This window comes from Paenibacillus sp. 276b, from assembly GCF_900107875.1.
In the GTDB taxonomy this organism is placed as follows: domain Bacteria; phylum Bacillota; class Bacilli; order Paenibacillales; family Paenibacillaceae; genus Paenibacillus; species Paenibacillus marchantiae.
On sequence record NZ_FNRR01000002.1, the window covers coordinates 840,436 to 860,236 of the forward strand.

Annotated in this window: 15 protein-coding genes; 14 read left to right on the forward strand and 1 reads right to left on the reverse strand. The window is 49.2% G+C overall.

The window, feature by feature from the left end:
- Positions 1-53: 53 nt before the first annotated feature.
- The 9 genes from BLV50_RS14870 to BLV50_RS14910 all read left to right on the forward strand — a co-directional run bounded on the left by BLV50_RS14870 (position 54) and on the right by BLV50_RS14910 (position 12,506).
- Positions 54-2,981: an extracellular solute-binding protein gene (locus BLV50_RS14870; protein ID WP_090808545.1), complete on the forward strand. Its 2,928-nt coding sequence runs from the start codon at positions 54-56 to the stop codon at positions 2,979-2,981.
- A 75-nt stretch (positions 2,982-3,056) separates the two neighbouring features.
- Positions 3,057-3,968: a carbohydrate ABC transporter permease gene (locus tag BLV50_RS14875; protein ID WP_064641001.1), complete on the forward strand. Its 912-nt coding sequence runs from the start codon at positions 3,057-3,059 to the stop codon at positions 3,966-3,968.
- A gap of 2 nt (positions 3,969-3,970) precedes the next feature.
- Positions 3,971-4,834 carry a carbohydrate ABC transporter permease gene (locus BLV50_RS14880; RefSeq protein ID WP_064639582.1) on the forward strand — a complete coding sequence of 288 codons (864 nt, stop codon included), beginning with the start codon at positions 3,971-3,973 and terminating at the stop codon, positions 4,832-4,834.
- A gap of 11 nt (positions 4,835-4,845) precedes the next feature.
- A complete protein-coding gene (locus tag BLV50_RS14885; RefSeq protein WP_090808547.1) occupies positions 4,846-6,312 on the forward strand; it encodes an NHL repeat-containing protein in 1,467 nt (488 codons plus the stop codon).
- On the forward strand, positions 6,293-6,913 hold the full coding sequence (locus BLV50_RS14890; RefSeq protein WP_090808549.1) for a YIP1 family protein: 621 nt from the start codon (positions 6,293-6,295) through the stop codon (positions 6,911-6,913). The genes BLV50_RS14885 and BLV50_RS14890 overlap by 20 nt, the downstream gene beginning before the upstream one ends.
- A gap of 14 nt (positions 6,914-6,927) precedes the next feature.
- Positions 6,928-9,513, forward strand: coding sequence for a DUF5696 domain-containing protein (locus BLV50_RS14895; protein WP_090808551.1), 2,586 nt, complete (start codon positions 6,928-6,930; stop codon positions 9,511-9,513).
- On the forward strand, positions 9,510-10,409 hold the full coding sequence (locus tag BLV50_RS14900; RefSeq protein WP_064639573.1) for a carbohydrate ABC transporter permease: 900 nt from the start codon (positions 9,510-9,512) through the stop codon (positions 10,407-10,409). Before BLV50_RS14895 ends, BLV50_RS14900 begins: the two co-directional genes overlap by 4 nt.
- 32 nt (positions 10,410-10,441) lie before the next feature.
- Positions 10,442-11,452 (forward strand): carbohydrate ABC transporter permease, encoded by a 1,011-nt coding sequence (locus BLV50_RS14905; protein ID WP_090808553.1) that lies wholly within the window; start codon positions 10,442-10,444, stop codon positions 11,450-11,452.
- Between the two features lie 91 nt (positions 11,453-11,543).
- A complete protein-coding gene (locus BLV50_RS14910; RefSeq protein ID WP_090808554.1) occupies positions 11,544-12,506 on the forward strand; it encodes a glycosyl hydrolase in 963 nt (320 codons plus the stop codon).
- Positions 12,507-12,622: 116 nt separating this feature from the next.
- Here BLV50_RS14910 and BLV50_RS14915 read toward each other — a convergent pair whose 3' ends face one another.
- Positions 12,623-12,940, reverse strand: a complete 318-nt coding sequence (locus BLV50_RS14915) for a SunI/YnzG family protein (RefSeq protein WP_090808556.1) — start codon at positions 12,938-12,940, stop codon at positions 12,623-12,625.
- Between the two features lie 246 nt (positions 12,941-13,186).
- On the opposite strand from BLV50_RS14915, the gene BLV50_RS14920 reads away from it, so the two are divergent.
- The 5 genes from BLV50_RS14920 to BLV50_RS14940 all read left to right on the forward strand — a co-directional run bounded on the left by BLV50_RS14920 (position 13,187) and on the right by BLV50_RS14940 (position 19,786).
- Entirely contained in the window at positions 13,187-13,531 is a 345-nt protein-coding gene (locus BLV50_RS14920; protein ID WP_240321349.1) for a hypothetical protein, read from the forward strand.
- Between the two features lie 272 nt (positions 13,532-13,803).
- On the forward strand, positions 13,804-15,381 hold the full coding sequence (locus tag BLV50_RS14925) for an extracellular solute-binding protein (protein WP_256337961.1): 1,578 nt from the start codon (positions 13,804-13,806) through the stop codon (positions 15,379-15,381).
- Positions 15,382-15,426: 45 nt separating this feature from the next.
- Entirely contained in the window at positions 15,427-16,374 is a 948-nt protein-coding gene (locus BLV50_RS14930; RefSeq protein WP_090808836.1) for an ABC transporter permease, read from the forward strand.
- 52 nt (positions 16,375-16,426) lie between these two features.
- Positions 16,427-17,299 carry a carbohydrate ABC transporter permease gene (locus tag BLV50_RS14935; protein WP_090808560.1) on the forward strand — a complete coding sequence of 291 codons (873 nt, stop codon included), beginning with the start codon at positions 16,427-16,429 and terminating at the stop codon, positions 17,297-17,299.
- Positions 17,300-17,371: 72 nt separating this feature from the next.
- The gene (locus BLV50_RS14940) at positions 17,372-19,786 is read left to right on the forward strand and encodes a helix-turn-helix domain-containing protein (RefSeq protein WP_090808562.1); all 2,415 of its coding nucleotides are present in this window, start codon (positions 17,372-17,374) and stop codon (positions 19,784-19,786) included.
- Positions 19,787-19,801: the final 15 nt, after the last annotated feature.

Consider the following 19,801-nt stretch of genomic DNA (forward strand, 5'->3'; position numbering starts at 1 on the left):
GTATCACCATTTAAGCATTGCTGGCATCAGCCTTGATGAGGAGGGCTCGTAGGATGGCTGGAATTCTACAACGAAAGAAATGGATCCTGCCCATAGTCATTGCAGCAGCGGCAGCCTGCGTCATACTTTTGCTTACTTCCGGTGCAGGTGTAAAGAGTGCAGTTGTGCCTTCTGGCAGTTTGCCTGCCATTAAGGTGGATGCCATCTTGCAGCAGACGAGGCAGAAGAACGGATATGAACAATATCTGTCCCAAGCAGGCGAGGCCTCACGTCCGAATGTGGATATGACCATCGAAGCAGGAGACTACATACGGGCAGAGGGTGAAGAGGTACGCAAGCTGAATAATTATGAGGGCAGGCCGGGTGTATCGCTTCATACTGGGGAGACAGGCGAGATCGACTGGGTAGTTGAAGTACCGGAAACCGGGCTGTACAACCTCTCTGCTGTCTATTTTCCCGTAGAAGGCAAGAGTTCGGCCATTGAGCGTGCATTGTACATTGACGGTGAACTTCCGTTTGCGGAAGCCGCCTATTTGCAGTTTGACCGGGTATGGGGCAATGAGAAACAAGCTGTTGAACAGGATAATCAGGGCAATGATCTTCGTCCAAAACAAGTGGAGAAGCCCCGCTGGATGGAGGAAACATTTCAGGACTCGGACGGGTATGAACAGGCTCCATTCAAATTCTATCTGGAAATAGGGAAGCACACGTTAACGCTGAAATCCTCTCGCGAACCCATGGTAATTCGATCCATACGACTATTCAACGAGAAGCCAGCCGTTGCTTATGCGGAAACCGCGGGGGCCAAGCAGATGGGTCCTTCCGGTCAGCCTAAGGATGTGCTCATCCGAATTGAAGGGGAAGCGGCTGTTGCCAAATCTTCACCTACGTTATATCCAACCAGTGAAAGATCAAGTTCAGCCGTATCTCCGTACAGTGCTTCCCAAGTGCGTATTAATACGATTGGTGGCTTTAACTGGCGTCTGCCAGGACAGTGGATCGAATGGGAAGTGGATGTGCCGGAGAGTGGACTTTATCATATTGGTTTTACCGCTCAGCAAAATTTTGTCAAAGGCATCTATTCCACACGCAAGCTGACCATCGATGGCGAGATTCCGTTTGCGGAGATGACGAAAGCCCCGTTCCGTTACCAAAGCGACTATCGCATTGATGTGCTGGGCGGTGAGGATGCTTACAAGTTCCAGTTGGATAAAGGCAAACATGTCATTCGGCTGGAGAACAGCCTGGGCGACTTCGCACCACTTATTCGCAATGTGGAGGACAGCCTGTACAACCTGAACTCCATGTACCGGAGAATCCTAATGATTACAGGCACCAAGCCGGATGAATTCCGGGATTATCGGGTGGAGAAGCAGATCCCAAATCTGCTGGAGGTGTTTAGCGGAGAAAGCAAACGTCTGAAGGAAGTTGCAAGGCAACTTCGTCTTCTGTCAGGCCAGTCCAGCGATCAGGAAGCGTTGATCAAAACGATGGCCCAACAGCTGGATGAGATGATCGACAAGCCGGATACCATTCCAAGAAGACTTGCCGCTTACAAAACGAATACGGGCGGACTGGGGACTTGGGTGCAGCAGGCTCGCGAGCAACCGCTTGAGATTGATGCTCTCTATGTAGCTTCATTAGACAGCAGTATTCCCGGAACGGGTACGGGTCCACTGGCGAAGCTTGGTCATGAAGCGAAGACATTCTATCACTCGTTCTTCATTGATTATAACCAGATCGGGAACGTAGCCACATCAGAGGATCAGCGCACGGTGACGGTCTGGATCGGCAGTGGCCGTGATCAGGCGAACACGATGAAAGCGATGATTGATGAGACATTCACACCGGAGAGCGGCATCAACGTCAATTTGAAGCTGGTCAACATGGGTACGCTGTTGCCAGCCACCTTGTCGGGTGAAGGACCTGATGTAGCGATGCAGATCGGCAATGATCTGCCGGTGAACTTTGCGATGCGGAACTCGGCGGTGGATCTCACCCAGTTCAGTGACTATACCACGGTAGAACAGGAGTCTAGAGACAGTGCCATCGTACCGTACGCCTATGATTCAGGCGTGTACGCCCTGCCGGAGACACAGACCTTTAATATGTTGTTTTATCGAAAAGATGTGCTTGCAGAGCTGGGGCTTGAAGTTCCTCAAACGTGGGATGATGTCGAGAGCCTGCTGGCGATTCTGAGTAAAAATCATATGGAATTTGGCATGCCGGTGGTGGCCCAAGCCAACATTCAGGGGGTCAATATCCCGCCTAACTCGCAGTATGCCACAATGCTGCTGCAGAACGGAGGCTCCTTCTATCGGAATGACGGCAAGGAATCGGATCTGGACTCGCGCATCGGTATTGAGACCTTTAAGAAGTGGACAGAGTTTTATACCGATTACAAGCTGGAGCGGGAGTATGACTTTGCCAACCGTTTCCGGACCGGACAGATGCCGATTGGTCTGACGGATTACACGATGTATAACCAGTTGTCTGTATTTGCACCGGAGATCCGTGGATTATGGGGATTTGTTCCGGTTCCGGGGACTGTGCAGCCGGATGGAACATTGAATCGGGACGTTCCGGGTGGCGGCAGCGCGGTCATGATGCTGGAGAGCGCCAAGGACCAAGAGGCCGCGTGGGAGTTCATGAAATGGTGGACCAGTACAACGGTTCAGGCTGAGTTTGGCCGCGAGATGGAAGGGCTGATGGGTGCGGCTGCGCGTTATCCGACAGCCAACATCAAGGCACTCGATTCACTTCCGTGGCCTGCTGAGGATTATGCGAATCTGAAAGCACAATTCGAGACGGTAAAGGGCATTCCCGAGGTGCCTGGCGGTTATTTTACCGGACGCCATCTGTTCAATGCATTTTACAAGACGGTTGTTGGCCAAGTGGAAGCCAGGGAATCCATCATGGATTACACCCAGTATATTCAGGACGAGATTCGAGTCAAGCGTAATGAATTTGGTCTTCCGTAAGTAGAGGGAGGGTTAACAGTGTCACAAATATCACTCCGAGACGGACAAAACAGTCCTCCTGAGAAAACACCAGGCATGGGCATGAAATCATGGTGGTCCTGGAAGCTCAAGGAAATGAAGGCCAGCAAACATTCCTATGTACTGCTAGCTCCTTATATGATCCTATTCATCATGTTCACTGTGATTCCGGTGGTCATCTCCATCATACTCAGCTTCACTTATTTCAACATGTTGGAGTTTCCGCGTTTTATTGGCTGGCAGAACTATACCCGGCTGTTTCTGGAGGATGACGTATTTCTGATTGCTATCAAAAATACGTTGCTGTTTGCCATTATTACCGGACCCATCAGCTATATTGCCTGTTTCGTATTTGCGTGGATCATTAATGAATTAACACCCAAATGGAGAGCGTTCATGACGCTGATTTTCTATGCGCCATCCATATCGGGGAACGTCTATTTTATCTGGCTGATGATTTTCTCGGGGGATCGCTACGGTATAGCCAATGGACTGCTGATCAAATGGGGATTTCTGCTGGAGCCAATCCAGTGGTTGAAAACGGAAGCCTATATTATGCCAATCCTCATTCTGGTGCAATTGTGGCTCAGTCTTGGCACAGGCTTTCTGGCGTTTATCGCCGGTTTGCAGACCGTAGACCGGACGTTATATGAAGCAGGTGCGGTAGATGGAATCAAAAATCGCTGGCAGGAGCTCTGGTATATTACCCTGCCTTCGATGCGCCCGCAATTGATGTTCGGTGCGGTCATTCAACTTACGACCTCATTCGCGGTGGCGGATGTGTCCATTGCGCTGGCGGGGTTCCCAAGTGTGAACTATGCGGCGGAGACGGTGGTGACCCATTTGATCGACTTTGGTACAACGCGGTTTGAGATGGGATACGCCTCGGCGATTGCAACCGTGCTGTTCATGATTATGGTGGGCACCAACCTGCTGGTACAGAAACTGCTTCGAAGGGTGGGAGAATAGCTATGGCTGCAATTGCGACAGGCAAAAAGAGGGTCAACCGCTCTTTATCAGGAAGCATCTCCCTGTTTGCCCTTCTGCTCGTATTTGGTGCTTTCATGGTGCTGCCGCTGATCTATGCGATCAATAATGCGTTCAAACCGCTGGATGAGATTTTTACTTTTCCACCCACACTATTTGTCAAAAATCCAACGTTCAGCAACTTTACGGATCTGCTGAATCTGCTGAGTGACTCGTGGGTTCCGTTCTCACGATATATATTCAACACGGTATTTATTACGGGCATTGGCATCGTGGGCCATGTACTGCTCGCTTCGGCAGCGGCGTACCCACTCGCCAAGCACAAATTTCCGGGCAAAGTGTTCATGTTCCAGGTTGTTGTGCTTTCCCTGATGTTCACACCTGCCGTGACGGCCATTCCCAACTATATGATCATGTCATGGCTGGGTTGGATTGATACGTATTGGGCCGTCATTATTCCGGCATTTGCCTATTCATTGGGTCTGTATCTGATGAAGCAGTTCATGGAGCAGATCCCGGATGCGTTGCTGGAAGCAGCCAAAATTGACGGTGCCAGTGAATACCGGATTTTCTGGTCCATTGTCATGCCCAATGTAAAGCCAGCCTGGCTCACATTGATCATTTTGCTGTTCCAGATGCTGTGGGGCAGTGATGGCAATGGGTACATCTACAGTGAACAGCTCAAGACCTTGCACTATGCGGCGGGTCAGATCATTCAGGGCGGGATATCCCGGGCCGGGGCAGGTGCTGCGGTAGCACTTATTTTGATGAGTGTGCCCATTACGCTATTCATTTTCTCCCAGAGCCGCATCATTGAGACGATGGCGAGTTCGGGCATGAAGGAATAAGGGGGAACGATATGGCACGCACAGTGAAAAGATGGCTTGTTCTCCTGGCGGCAGTATCGCTGCTGCTGGTGAATGCCGTGCCTGCGGCGGCCTCCCCGGCGCCGTATGAGAGTTATAACTACAACTACTGGAAAGAGGCCGTTCCTTCACCGGATGCCTATCTGCCCAAGCAAACCATCTCGGGCAGCGACCTGGGCATTGGCGAATTCAAAGACCCCGGTGATGTAAACGTTTCTCCCTCCGGGCAGATTTATATTTTGGACAGTGGCAACAGCCGAATTGTTGTCCTGGACGCGGATTATAAGCTGCTGCGGGTGATCGAAGGATTTATGATGGACGGCAGCAAGGAGAGTTTTAATACGCCAGGTGGATTATTCGTGGATGAAGAGGATCGAGTATACATCGCTGATACGGGGAACAGCCGTGTAGTTGTCCTGGATGCGGAAGGTCAGCTGGTCCATACGATTACGAAGCCGGAGTCCGATATCCTCGCGACCAATTTTCAGTTCCAACCGCTGAAATTGACTGTGGACCGGGTAGGCCGCGTGTATGTGGTGGCTCAGGGTGTTTACGAAGGAATTATGCAGTTTGACGAGCGCGGCCAGTTCATTGGTTACGTTGGTACGAACAAGGTGGAACGCGACTACGGCGAATACATTTGGCGGATGCTCTCAACCAAAGCCCAGCGGGCGCAGATGGTTTTGTTTGTACCGACCGAGTTTTCCAATGTCGATATCGACACCAAAGGGTTCGTATATGCGACCAATATCGACCCGGGTTCCAGCGAACCGATTAAACGTCTCAATCCATCCGGCGAGGATGTGCTGAAGAGATTTGGTTATTTTGAAGTCAAAGGAGATATCAGATTCCGCAATAACCCGGGCCCGTCCAAGCTGATTGATGTGAAGGTACTGGGCAACGGTATGTACAGTGTGCTGGATGCGACGCAGAACCGGGTGTTTACTTACGATGATGAAGGTCATCTGCTCTACGTATATGGAGGCAAAGGTAATCAGGTGGGAACGCTCAAAACACCAGTCGCCATGGAACAGTCCGGGGATCATCAATTAGTGCTGGATCGGGGAAAAAGCAATCTGGTTATCTATGAGCCAACACGGTTTGGAGCCAGCGTGAACCAGGCGGTTGCCCTTCATTATCAGGGTGAGGATACGGAGGCTGTTCATATCTGGAAAGAAGTGCTGAAGCTGAACGCCAACTATGATATCGCCTATATCGGTATCGGAAAATCCTTGCTGATGGAGAAGAAGAACGAGGAAGCTCTGGGTTACTTCGAACTGGGTATGGATCGCAAAAGTTATTCTGTCGCGTTCAAAAGATATCGGCGAGAGATGATGAAGGAACATTTCGGCACCTTTCTGACACTTGCCATCGCACTGATTTTCATTCTGATCCTGGTCCGAGTGGCGGTTAAATGGAGACGGAGGAGGCAGATTGACCGTGAAGCAGGATTACATTAGGTTTCCGCTGCATCTCATTTTTCACCCCATTGATGCATTCTGGGATATCAAGTCGGATCAGCGGGGCAGGTTGACCGTTGCTTTTGGAGCACTGGTGCTTACCATTATCATGATGATTTTGCAAAAACAATACGCGGGGTTTCTTGTGAATTACATCGATCCTCGCACAATCAACAGCATAGGGGAGATCGCAACGGTTGCAGTACCGTTCTTTCTTTGGTGCATAGCCAACTGGGCGGTAACCACCCTAATGGAAGGTGAAGGAAAGTTCAGGGAGATTTTTCTGGCAACAGGATACTCGCTTATTCCGATTATTTTGATCTATGTCCCGATGATTATCATTAGCCGGTTTATGGTACAGGAAGAGACGGCTTTTTATTATTTATTTAATAGCATCGCGTTCTTCTGGTTCGTGCTGCTGCTCTTCATTGGCACGATGACGGTACACCAGTACACCGTGATCAAAACGATCCTGACGATGCTGCTGACGTTAATTGTCATGGGCATAATCGTGTTCCTCGGAGCATTGGTGTTCAGCATGTTGCAGCAGTTATATGAATTCGGTTACAACATCTACCGCGAGTTGATTTTTCGGACCTAAAGGAGGCGGCATCCGTGAACAAAAGGCAACGAATATATACGGTGCTGGCCAGTGGTGTTGCTGTGATCCTGCTTACAGCCGGACTGCTGTATATCAATAACAGGGGAGTTCCAGCCGTGGAGGCAACGACTTATCTTGAAGCAACAACAGAGGCTATGCCAACCGAGACGGAATCATTGCAATTCCTTACCGATTCCTCGCAGGGGGTGCCGGGTATGCAACTGGTCGCCGAGGATCAGGGTCTGGCTCTTTATTACAACGAGGAGACGACGGAAATTGCCGTTCGTGATGGAGCGAGTGGACAGATCTGGTACAGCAATCCGAACGAACGTAATCAGGATGGCCTGGCTTCTGCTTATGAAAAGGAAGTGTTGTCCTCCCAGCTGAACGTGTCATTTCGGGATGCGATCGGTACACTGGAGAACTTTCCGAACTTTAGCTCCAGCATCAGCAACAAACAGTTCGCAGCTGCCAATGTGGATCAGGGCATTCGTGTTACATACACGCTTGGGGATACCTCGCTAGGCATTGATGCTCTGCCCAAACTGATCAGCAAACAGCGTCTGGAGGAGAAGGTCCTTTCGAAACTGGATGCCACAGTCGCAAGATATACATCTGCCCGCTACTATCCAACCAAGAACAATCCGGATGTGCTGGAACGGTTGGATGGACAGATATCAAAGCAGCTTGTACTGAACAAGATGCTGGATGCCTTTGAGACGGCGGGTTACACCGCTGAAGATCTTGCTTTTGACAATGAGGAGAATGGAGTCGAAGGCGGGGGCACATCGGATAAACCAAGCTTCGTCATTCCGGTGGAATATCGGCTGGATCAAGGTTCGCTGGTTGTAACCGTGCCGCTAAGTCAGGTGAAAGAGAGCGGTCAATACCGTATTCGTAATATCGATCTGCTCGCTTATTTTGGTGCCGCCGATACGAAAGGTGAAGGTTATATGTTTGTACCTGACGGTTCAGGTAGTCTGATCCATCTGAATAACGGAAAGGTCAAAGAGGAGCAGTACGTACAGCGTGTGTATGGTGCAGATCCGAATGACAATTCACTCAGTCGCCCGCAGGTTAGTGAATCTGTGCATATGCCTGTCTTTGGTTTGAAGAACGGTGAACATGCTTGGTTTGCCGTGATTGAAAAAGGGGATGGCATGGCCAGTATCTCTGCGGATATTGGAGGCAGGCAAAATAGCTATAACCACGTCTACGGCACGTTCTCCCTGCGGGGTGAGGATGAGTTGGAGATGTATACCTCGCAAAAGATGCAGGAGATTCAGCTACTAAGCGAGGAACCATTCCGCGGGGATATTCAGGTGCGATACCATTTCCTTAATGGTAAGGATGCCAGCTATTCCGGGATGGCCCGTTTATATCAGCAGCAATTGGTGGGGCAGAACGTACTGAAACCGCTGGAGGACGAATCAGCCTTGCCTTTTTACGTGGATGTGTTAGGTGCAGTGGACAAAAAAGCTTCATTCCTGGGTGTACCTTATCGGACCACATTGGCTATGACGACATATGAACAAGCGGCTGAAATGGCTGCGAAGCTGCAGCAGGAAGGTGTGAACCGTGTGCAGATGCGGTATCAGGGATGGTTTGGCGGAGGTTTCAGTCACCATACACCGACCCAGGTCAAGCTGGACAGTGAAGTGGGCAGTCGTTCCGAGTTGCATGATCTGTCTGAACAACTGAAGCAGTCCGGTGGAGCGTTATTCCCTGATGTGGCGTTCCAGCGTATCTATCACGACGATTGGAACTTTGCTCCTTCCTCCGATGCAGCGCGATTTGTCACCAAGGAGACGGCTGAATTGTATCCATACAGTCCTGCCCTCAATCGGATGGATCAGAGCAAAGACAGTTATTATCTGTTGTCGGCCGCCAAGCTGCCGTATGTGGTGAGCGAGTTTGCAGAGAAAATCAACAGACTGGAACTCAGCGCATTATCGCTACGTGATCTCGGGCAGGTATTGAGCTCGGATTATCGGGATAGTCGTGTCATCCACCGTGAAACCGCGAAGAACATCGTGAAGGAGCAACTGGGCAAGCTGCAGCAGGAATATCCAAACATGATGTTATCATCCGCTAATGCGTATGCGTGGGGATATACGCAGCATATTGTTAATGCTCCCTCAGGCTCCAGCCGGTTCAACATTACCGATGAGGAAGTTCCTTTTTATGAGATGGTCATTCATGGATATATGGACTACGCTGCTTCCGCAATGAATACGTCAGGGGATCAGGATCTGCGCAAACAGCTGCTCCGCAGTCTGGAGCTGGGATCAGCTCCGCAGTTTCAATGGACGTATGAACCATCGTCCAAGCTGAAGCTGACCAGTTATGATTCGGCTTATGCCACTGACTTTGCCTATTGGGTAGATGACGCAGCAGCCTTATACAAGGAAGCGAATGAGGTATTAGGTCATTTGCGGAACCAGCCAATAACCGAGCATGAACGAGTTCAGGATGGCGTGGTGCGTGTCACATATAGTGGCGATGCAACGATTTTGGTGAATTATACGGCTGATCCGGTAACGATTGATGGAATTACCGTTGGCGGGGCGGACTATGCAGTGGAAGGAGTGAACCGATGAGAACCCTTCGTTTATCCTTGAAATCACGGAGAGCGCTGCTTGGCCTTGCGTTTATTTCGCCCTGGTTGATTGGTTTCATCTTCTTGTTCGCTACGCCGCTGCTGCAATCGATCCGGTTCAGTTTGAGCAATCTGTCGGTTGCCCCAGGAGGCTATGTACTGGATTTTGTCGGTTTGAAAAATTTCAAAGATGCCATCCTGGTCGATGCAACATTCAACCGGATTCTGGTGGATTCGGTCGGAGCGATGCTGCTGAATGTGCCGATGATTCTATTCTTCAGTTTATTTACGGCGACACTGCTTAACCAGAAATTCAAGGGCAGAACGATGGCACGTGCGATCTTCTTCCTGCCGGTCATTCTGGCCTCCAGTGCGGTGGCGGCGGCCGAGTCCGCAGGTCTGATCAATCTGATGGGAGACATCAGTGCAGTGGATACGTCGGCGGAGGGGGGAGCTTCGTTCAACGTCGTTTCAATCGTGCGAATGCTGAATGATGTGGGGCTGCCAATGGCATATGTCGATTACATCGTTGAAGCCATCATGCGCATTTACGATATTGTCAGCAGCTCTGGGGTACAGATTTTAATCTTCCTCGCTGCGCTGCAATCGGTACCCGGCTCGATGTATGAAGTGGCCAAAATTGAAGGTGCAACGGCCTATGAATCCTTCTGGAAAATTACGTTTCCGATGGTGAGTCCATTGATCCTGACGAATGTCATCTATACGATTATTGATTCCTTTGCAGGCAGCCCGGTGACGGAGGCCATCTACCAGACGGCATTTAAAACCCAGAACTTCGGCCTGAGCTCAGCCATGTCCTGGCTGTATACGCTGGTCATCGGTCTGGTATTGGTTGTTGTGGGATGGGTACTGTCACGACGGGTTCATTACAACTGAAAGCTAACGAACGTTGAAGGAGGCATGAGACTATGGCTGTGTCGGGAACGGATCGCATGGTGGTGGTTCCGAAAGAGAACTACCGCATGCAGAGGGTACGAAACAAGACATCGGACCTCCTGTATGCCATCTTCAGATATGCATTGATTATTGGTATTTCATTTATTATTTTGTATCCATTGTTTCTTAAAATCTCGGTTGCGTTCAAAGATAAACAGGATATCTATAATCCGACCATCTATATGATTCCCCAGCATTTTACGCTGGATAATATCAAGCTTGCGGCGCAGGTGATGGATTATTTACCTTTGCTGGCGAATACGTTGTTGTTCGTCACGATTACAACGCTGCTCACAGCGATATCCTGTGCGTTAGCTGGGTACGGCTTCGCCCGCTTTTCTTTTCCCGGCAGCAATGTGCTGTTTGTATTAGTCATCCTCACTATTTTAGTACCGACAAGCACCCTGATGGTGCCGATGTATCTGCATTTCCGCAACTTTGATTTTCTCGGCATGATTCGGCTGTTCACGGGGCGAGAAGGGATCAACCTGCTGAATACATACTGGCCGTCGATGATTACTGCGGCTACGGCTGGTGGGCTGAAGGCGGGGCTGTTCATTTATATTTTCCGCCAGTTCTTCAAGGGCATGCCCAAGGAAATTGAAGAAGCTGCGTTGATTGATGGAGCAGGCGGATTTCGGACATTTGCTCGAATTATGCTGCCGAACGCCATTTCACCGCTGATCACAGTCATTCTGTTCTCGTTTGTCTGGCAGTACAACGATACGTTCTATTCCGCGCTATTCATGAGTGAAAGCCCGCTTATCTCGCTGAAGGTGGCTTCATTGCCTGCCCAGGCGAACCAGTTAATTCCCCAATTGATGGGTTTTGGCTCGAACTCGGGCATGAAGGCAGACCCCAATTATGTTGCCATGATCGTGGATACAGGAATTCTGCTGGCGATTGCACCACTCATTATTTTGTATTTATTTGTACAGCGCTATTTCGTGGAAAGTATTGAACGTTCAGGTGTAGTTGGTTAACCGGGCTTGGCGTAGTCGTGTAGGATGCGTAATTCGGGTGTTTTTGATATTTGGGTCTCTATGTATCCTACCTTGGAATGGGGGATTATCAATGACGGAACAAAAGATAAGCGGTTATTTGGTGAATAAAGATGCGACTTCCGAGGCTAGAGAACTGATGAAGTACTTGGCGGAGCGTTATGGAAAAGGGGTACTGTCCGGCCAGCAGGATTACGGCAATCTGAACTGGATTAATGAGAATACAGGCCGCAAGCCGGCGGTAATTGGATTCGATCTCATGGATTATTCTCCATCAAGGACAGAACGCGGCGCGATCTCTCAGGAGATTCGGGATGCGATTGCATGGCATCTGCAAGGCGGAATTGTGACATTGTGTTGGCACTGGAATGCACCTACTCATCTGATAGATGAACCAGGCAAAGAATGGTGGCGCGGTTTCTATACGGATGCCACCACCTACGATCTCGATTCAGCATTGGCTCATCCTGAATCGCAAGAGTATACCTTATTGATCCGGGATATCGATGCCATTGCAGTACATCTGCAAGAACTCAAGGAGGCTGGGGTGCCTGTGTTATTCCGGCCGCTTCATGAAGCGGAAGGAGGCTGGTTCTGGTGGGGAGTCAAAGGACCTGAACCTGCCAAACAGTTATACCGCCTAATGTATGATCAATTGGTCAACAAGTATGAGCTGGGTAATCTGATCTGGGTGTGGAACTCGGAAAAGCCGGATTGGTATCCGGGTGACGATGTGGTGGACATTGTGAGTGTGGATGTGTATCCAGAAGCAGGGGATCACAGCCCATTAGCTAAGCGTTATGAAAATCTGCGTGAATTAGTGAATGACAGCAAAATCATTGCTTTAGCCGAGAATGGCTCCATTCCTGATCCAAAGCAGATGAAAGAGCAAGGTGTACATTGGAGCTGGTTCTGTACCTGGACAGGGGAATTCCTAAAGGGTGGCAATCATAATACCGTGGCGTATTTGAAGGAAGTATATAATAGTGAAGAAGTCATTACGCTGGATCAATTACCGAAGTGGAGTTGGAGATAGGACTATCATCTGAACTTCTACCGACGTGAAAAAAAGGGGGCTGTTCCATAAGTCATGAACATGACGGTGGACGCCTCTTGTTCGCGTTAATTTGGCCTGCCTTGAGAATCGGACCTTTAAGGTGCGCTAGATTCGTTAGCACGTTGCAAGTTTGACGCATTCCGCTCACCTGAGTTATTGGATAGCATGGCACTGATTTTTGGATACAATGCCTCATTGGAAGTAAACAAGATGTAGGATTGATTGGTTGTACGGATCAGGATTGTTTCGGAAGCGCCATACGCTGCGCCGATTCGAACGGCTGAAGGCTCACTTCCACCATATGTATCATCAAGGGTAACTGCTTTAATATCTGAGATGGGAATTTCTATTTTGGAAAGCTGCCAACGGATGATGAGTTTATTCTCTACTTGCTGTACTTTAATGCCTAACATACACACAACCTCCTTTTAAGCCTGTTGAAGATAAATGCCTTTTCATTAGTTTATCACTTATTGGACGGAGAATGCTGGATCATTCTGGAGAAGCGAAGCAGCGATCGGAAGATGGTACTGTAATTGAAATGGCATAGTGTACCAGAGGAAATGGTTTGCTACAGTTATTTCCATACATGTTGGCGTGATGTACACTATGACTAACGAAAATGGGGGACGAAGAGATGTACATGGAGGTGGTGCCGTATGACAGATCTGAACGCGTATCATTATTTTGAAAAAAGGGTTGGACCATTCCGCAATCTCTCCAGTCTGTCCGAGCAGGATGCAGAAGCCGTTGCGCAGCATATCCGTCAGGGAGGCCGGAATTTTGCCAGTCAGCGATCAGCAGATTACATGATGATTCGCAGAGAACTTGAGCGGAAAGCGTACGAGCAGTTTATCTCCAAAGGTGGGAAACCCACCAACCGTTATCCTCACTATATGACCCTGGGTGCATGCGCGTGGTTGGAATCATGGTATACCGAACCGGATTGGGTCACGATCTCATGGGAGGATCTGCCTGCCTCAGGAATGGAATCGACAGGGTGAGCTCGCCCCGGAACGTTATATCGAAGTACAGGTGTGGAACGAGAGAATTATCAGGCCATATCGCTGAGACAAAAGGGTTTAGGGGCTATTTATGCCGATTTTAACAGGTGCAAAAAAGTGCAATTGCAGGAAATACGGGTGTTCGATATAGTGAGTGAAAGCTTTGACCAGTGCCGAAGATCATTCTTCATTGGCCTGTAGAAGCCCCTTTTTTTAGGTATTAATCCGATTAATACGATAGGTTTAAGATACTAAGGAGGATGGGAAAGCTCATGCAAAAAGTGGGGAAACGAAACACCCGTAGTTTAACCTGGATCATATCCATTGTGTTGGTTTTATCTGTTGTACTCAGTGCATGCGGAAATAAAGAAGAAGGCCAGGCGAACGGAAGCAATGGTAATGCGGATGATCCATTGGAAGTCAGTATCATGACGATTACGCCAAGTGCGGTTCCTGCAGCGGATGATAATGTCATCAAGCGTGCGATCGAAAAGGCGACGAATTCCAAAATGAACATCCAGTGGGTTTCCAACAATATTTATGGTGACAAGCTGAATCTGACACTCGCTTCAGGGGATATCCCGGATTTGATCATGATTAATGACCCGTTCGGAAGCACGTTTACCAAGATGGTCAAACAAGGGGCTTTCTGGGATGTCACGCCTTATATCAAGGATTATCCCAATCTGAGCAACGGTATTCCCGACATTGCCTGGGAAACAACCAAGGCAGCGGATGGCAACAATTATGGTATTCCCCGCCCCCGCCCGGTAACCGGAGACTCCTTTTTCATCATCCGCAAGGATTGGCTCGACAAATTGAATTTGCAGGTGCCGGAGACCACGGATGAGCTGTTCGAAGTGATGAAGGCTTTTGTGGAGCAGGACCCGGATGGGAATGGAGCCAAAGATACGACGGCACTTGCCGCTTATATCAGTCCGGATGATCTTGGCTGGGGAGGCAATCTTGGTCCTGTACTGGGTGCCATTGAAAGTTCATTTATTGGAACCAACAGCAGTTGGAAATGGGATGAATCGCAAGGGAAGCTGATCTACAGGGAGTTGCTGCCTGAGGTTAGAGAATCCCTTCAATATCTGACCAAAGCCTACAGCAGCGGCATGATGCCGGAAGATCTGCTTTCGCTCAAGCTGACACAGGCAAGGGAATTGTTCAAGCGTAATCAGGCGGGCATTATTGTGGACAAGACAGGAACGATGCGCAAAATCTATGCTGATGATTTGAAGAAGGTTGATCCTTCTTTCAAATATACGGACTTTTACCCTCTGACCAATCTGAATGGATACAACCCAAAAGGGGCTGGATACAACGGTATTCTGGCGATCCCAGCGAGTGTGCCGGAAGAGAAGATGAAACGTATTCTGAAGTTGCTGGACACCTGGATGAACCCCGAAGTATTTGAAATTCAGCAGTTCGGGATTGAAGGCACACATTATGAAGTGGTGGATGGCAAAAAGGTAACGAATACCGAGAAATTGACGGCGGATAACGCCTCGGATTTCAATCATATCGTCAACGTTATTGACCTGCCTTGGGATACGACAGGCGAAACGGATGAAGAAACACAGGCGAATGAACTGTTCAAGAAAGTGGAGGCCGAACGGGACAAAACCAGTGTAGCCGATCTATCTGCAGGCCTTCAATCGGAGACCGGGCAGAAGGTTCTGCCTGAACTCAACAAGAAGATTCAGGACCTGAAAGCGAAGATTATATTGGGCCGAGAGCCGATTGAAGCTTGGGATACCTTTGTGGAATCGCTGCGTAATGACCCGAATGTTCAAGCGATGAGTGATGAGATGATAGAGGCGTATAAGAAAAGAAACGGACAGTGAGTCTGAGGGAAGGAGCTGCAAACCATGAGCATCCATGAGCAACGAATGAACACGGTCAAGGGGAAGCAGACTTCAGCCAGAAGCAAATGGTTAAACTTGCTGTCCGCGCTCCGGCGTGACCAGTCGTTATACTTGCTGGCCTTGCCAGGTATCCTGTTCTTTCTTGTTTTCAAATATATCCCGATGTGGGGCATCATCATTGCTTTTCAGGATTATTCCCCTTTTCGTGGCATTCAGGGCAGTGAGTGGGTCGGGCTGCAGCACTTTACTGAACTCTTTGCCAATCCGGATTTTGCTTTGCTGTTCCGAAACACACTGGCGATTAGTCTGTTGAATCTGATTCTGTTCTTTCCTTTTCCGATTCTGATTTCTTTGGGACTTAACGAACTGCGAAGTGTGGCGTACAAGAGACTAATTCAAACGATTATCTACATGCCACACTTTCTGTCCTGGGTAATTATTGACGGGTTAACGCTGCTGCTATTCGCCAAAGGAACGGGACTGATTAACGAACTGTTCACCTTATGGGGCTGGCCGCGAGTGGATATATTGACGAACCCGGACAGCTTCTGGGTGATGGTGACTTTGCAAGCGATGTGGAAGGAAGCAGGATGGGGAACGATTGTGTTTCTGGCCGCCATGGCGAGTGTGGACACCCAACTATATGAGGCGGCACGAATGGATGGGGCAGGGCGGCTGCGTCAGATCTGGCACATTACACTGCCTGCCATCCGTAGTGTCATCATCGTGCTCCTGATTTTAAGACTGGGAGACATCATGGAGGTTGGATTTGAGCAAATTTTCCTTATGTACAACGGTGCTGTATCCGAAGTGGCTGAAGTATTCGACACCTATGTATACCGTACAGGGATCGAGCAGGGAGATTTCAGCTATAGTACGGCGGTTGGACTGTTCAAATCGGTGATTGGACTGGTGCTGGTTGTGGTTGCAAACCGCGTGGTAAAACGCATGGGCCAGGAAGGTGTTTACTAGTTTCGATACCCGTATTCGGATCAGACATTGTTTCAGGGGAAGGAGGTTTCGCATGCATCGTTTGAAATGGAGTGAGAGAGTTGGGCAATCCCTGAACGCTGTTGTTCTTGGATTGTTGGCCGTGGTCATGTTCTTCCCGCTGTATTACGTTTTTGTCGTTTCGTTCACCGATCCAGGAGAGTATTTGCAAAAGAAAATCGTACTCTTCCCGGAACACTGGTCTGTCGAAGCGTATACGTATTTGTTATCCACGCCTGCCTTTGCACGCTCGCTGGGAAACAGTGCATTTCTGGCAACCGTGGGCACGGTGTGCAGCCTGGCTGTATCGTCTTCTCTGGCTTATGCGCTATCCCAGAAGCGGTTTCAATTCAGAAAGATTCTGATGTTTCTGATTGTACTGACCATCTTGTTCAGTCCGGGCATCATTCCGAATTACTTGCTGGTACGGGAGCTGGGGCTGATCAATAATATTTGGGCATTAATCCTGCCTGCGCTCGCCAATGGCTGGACGGTGTTACTAATGAAAAATTTCTTCGACAGCCTGCCGGCAGAGATCAGCGAAGCGGCGTCCATTGACGGCTGTAGTGCCATCCGAACCTGGTACACGATTGTACTGCCACTGTCCATGCCGGCATTGGCTGCTTTCGGTTTGTTTTTCGCCGTAGGCTACTGGAATCAATTCTTTGCGGCGTTGTTGTACCTGAACGATTCAGCCAAATGGCCTATTCAAGTATTGCTGCAAAACATGCTGCTGAATGCTTCCAATATAGATCTGGTTGCACCTGGACAGCAGATGGAGACACCGCCGACAGAGATGTTGAAGATGGCCGCGATCATTGTAGCCATTTTGCCTGTGCTGATTGTGTACCCTTTTATCCAAAAACACTTTGCCAAAGGAGCCTTGATCGGCTCGGTTAAAGGATAAATCTGTGTTCAGGATTCAGGCTGTAATTCGGCTGATATTCGGCTTATATTCCCGGGAAGGAGGCACAGACAGATGTTATTCAAGCGCACAGTAGACAACTTGCCCAAAGGGCGCTATTTCAGACGCAGTCTGATGATGATTCTGTTTATCGCCTGCATTCCGGGTGTGATCACAGGTGTGTTGTTGTACGGCTGGGTCACCGTCAAAATGGAGAACATTTTGCAGCAATCCCATCTGCGACAATTCGAGCAGCGGACTGCATGGGTTAGCGAACAATTGGATGCGCTTGAATTGACCTTTTCCCAGTGGGCGTTCGATCCGGTCTTTGATAACCGCCTGAAAGAGCTTGATTTTGTATACAAATATAAGCAGGTACATGAACTGTATCGTTTGCTGCTCATGATTCAGAATTCCAATACACTTATCGGCAAAGTTCAGCTGTATCTGGATGAACCCCGAGTCGTGAAGATGGATTCGGAACGATATGATTTTATAAGTGACCCCAGTGAGATCACAAAGATGGAACGGTTGACCGAACAGCCGCAGGCGACGTATTGGTCCCGCTCCTTGGAGGGCAGTTCCATGATGATGGTGAATCGACTTCCGGGTGGAAATGATGATGCGCTTGGTGCGTTGACCGTCACCCTGGATAACCAACAGCTGGGAAGCATGCTGCAGACCTTGTCCCCGTATAACGGCGGAACAACCTTTTTGCTGGATGAACAGGGGAAGCCCATGCTGCCACAGGACAAAGAGCTGGGTGGATTACAGCAAGCCGTTCGGGAACGTGTGTTAAATTTTGAAACCAATCCGTCTTCCTTCCTGATGGAGTATGGCGACATAACCTATTCCGTTCAATCAGGAACCTTCCGCAGACTGGGTACGAATTGGACTTATATCTCCGCGGCTCCCCTCAATGAAATTGTCGCTCCAATCGTGTCAGTACCCCGTATCGTGCTGCTTGTGAATGGAGCGGGATTGTTGCTGGCACTAATCCTGTCCTGGGTCGGTTCACTCCAACTCTATAAACCTTTTACCAAATTGTTGCGGATCTTTACCGTGACCGAGGCACCGATAGAAGCTAAAAAACCGGAAATGTCTTCGTTATCCAAAGGTTTCTCATCAGCATCAATCCGCTCGAATGGACCTGTACATCTGGATGAAATCAAGCATATCGAACAGCGCTGGATCGGGATAAATCGGGAACGGGAATCGTTACAACAGCGCTTGGAAGAACATCTGCCGCTTGCCCGGGAAAGCCTGTTAATCCAGCTAACCCTTGGTCATCTCTTGTTGCCATCAGACCGTGAATGGCGGGAACGACTGTCCCAGCTCGGATGGGACCTAAGGGATGAACAGTTCGTTATTATGCTTGCCCATATTCGTCCTGAAGTTATTCTTCTTCATGGGAGTGAACATCATGGGCGTGAATCCCAAGAGTGGATCAGTTTTGCCGTAACAGACATATTGGGCAGACAATTGCAGGAGCTTCCTTATCGGGCTGAGACACTCAATTATCATGATATGTCCATTGCCTTGCTGCTTGCAGTTCCTCCGAAGATCCAGCCGGATACGGCTGAGTTCAGAAATGAACTGATGCGTATGGGCCAACAGTGGATGGACAGTGTACATTCGGAATTGAATATCAGGTTGACGGTGGTCCTTAGCAAACTCACATCGGACGCCTCGCACATTCCACAGCTGATTAGAGAATCACGATCCGTATTGAGGAAAAGGCAGTTCTCTTCCAACCTATCAATCATGGATATGAATGAGGAGGCGGAGCAGGATGTGAAGCAAAGAGGAGCTTATCCACTCGAATTGGAGCAGGACATCATTTCAGCATTGCGCAGTGGGGATGAGGAATTAGCTCTGGAGCATTTTGGGCGATTTATAGACACATACGAAGGGTCTGAATCGCCAGAGGAGCACATTCGTCAGGCGTTATTCCAATTGCTGGCGCGGATACAGCATGCCCTGCTGCAATTAGGTGAAAATCCGGTTGAACTGTTCGGCTTGGCAATGTATGAGGAAGTGGTGCATTTGCATGATCTGGATGAATTGTTTCAGTGGTTCAGGGAACGAATCGTGCATGTATGTGTAGAGGAATTCACAGGCAGGGAAGAGAAGCAGATACAGATGGCCGTTCATCAGATGAAGGAGCACGCCGAGTGGCAATATGCTGAAGCGTTATCGCTGGATGAACTGGCAGACCTTCACGGGATTCATGCCTACACGTTAAGCCGGGCCTTCAAGCAGACATTTGGACAGAATTTTGTGGATTATTTAACCGAAATCAGATTGAATCGGGCTAAAGAGCTGCTCGAATCAACAGACGTCAAGATCAACGAAATTGCGGAGCAGGTCGGTTATCAGGCGAGTTATTTTAATCGTTTGTTCAAGAAAAGCGAGGGCACGACGCCGAGTCGGTACCGGGAAGACATTCGCAAGCAAACCGGGCATTCGCGTGGTAACCGTTCCGTATAATTTTCTGCCGAAAGG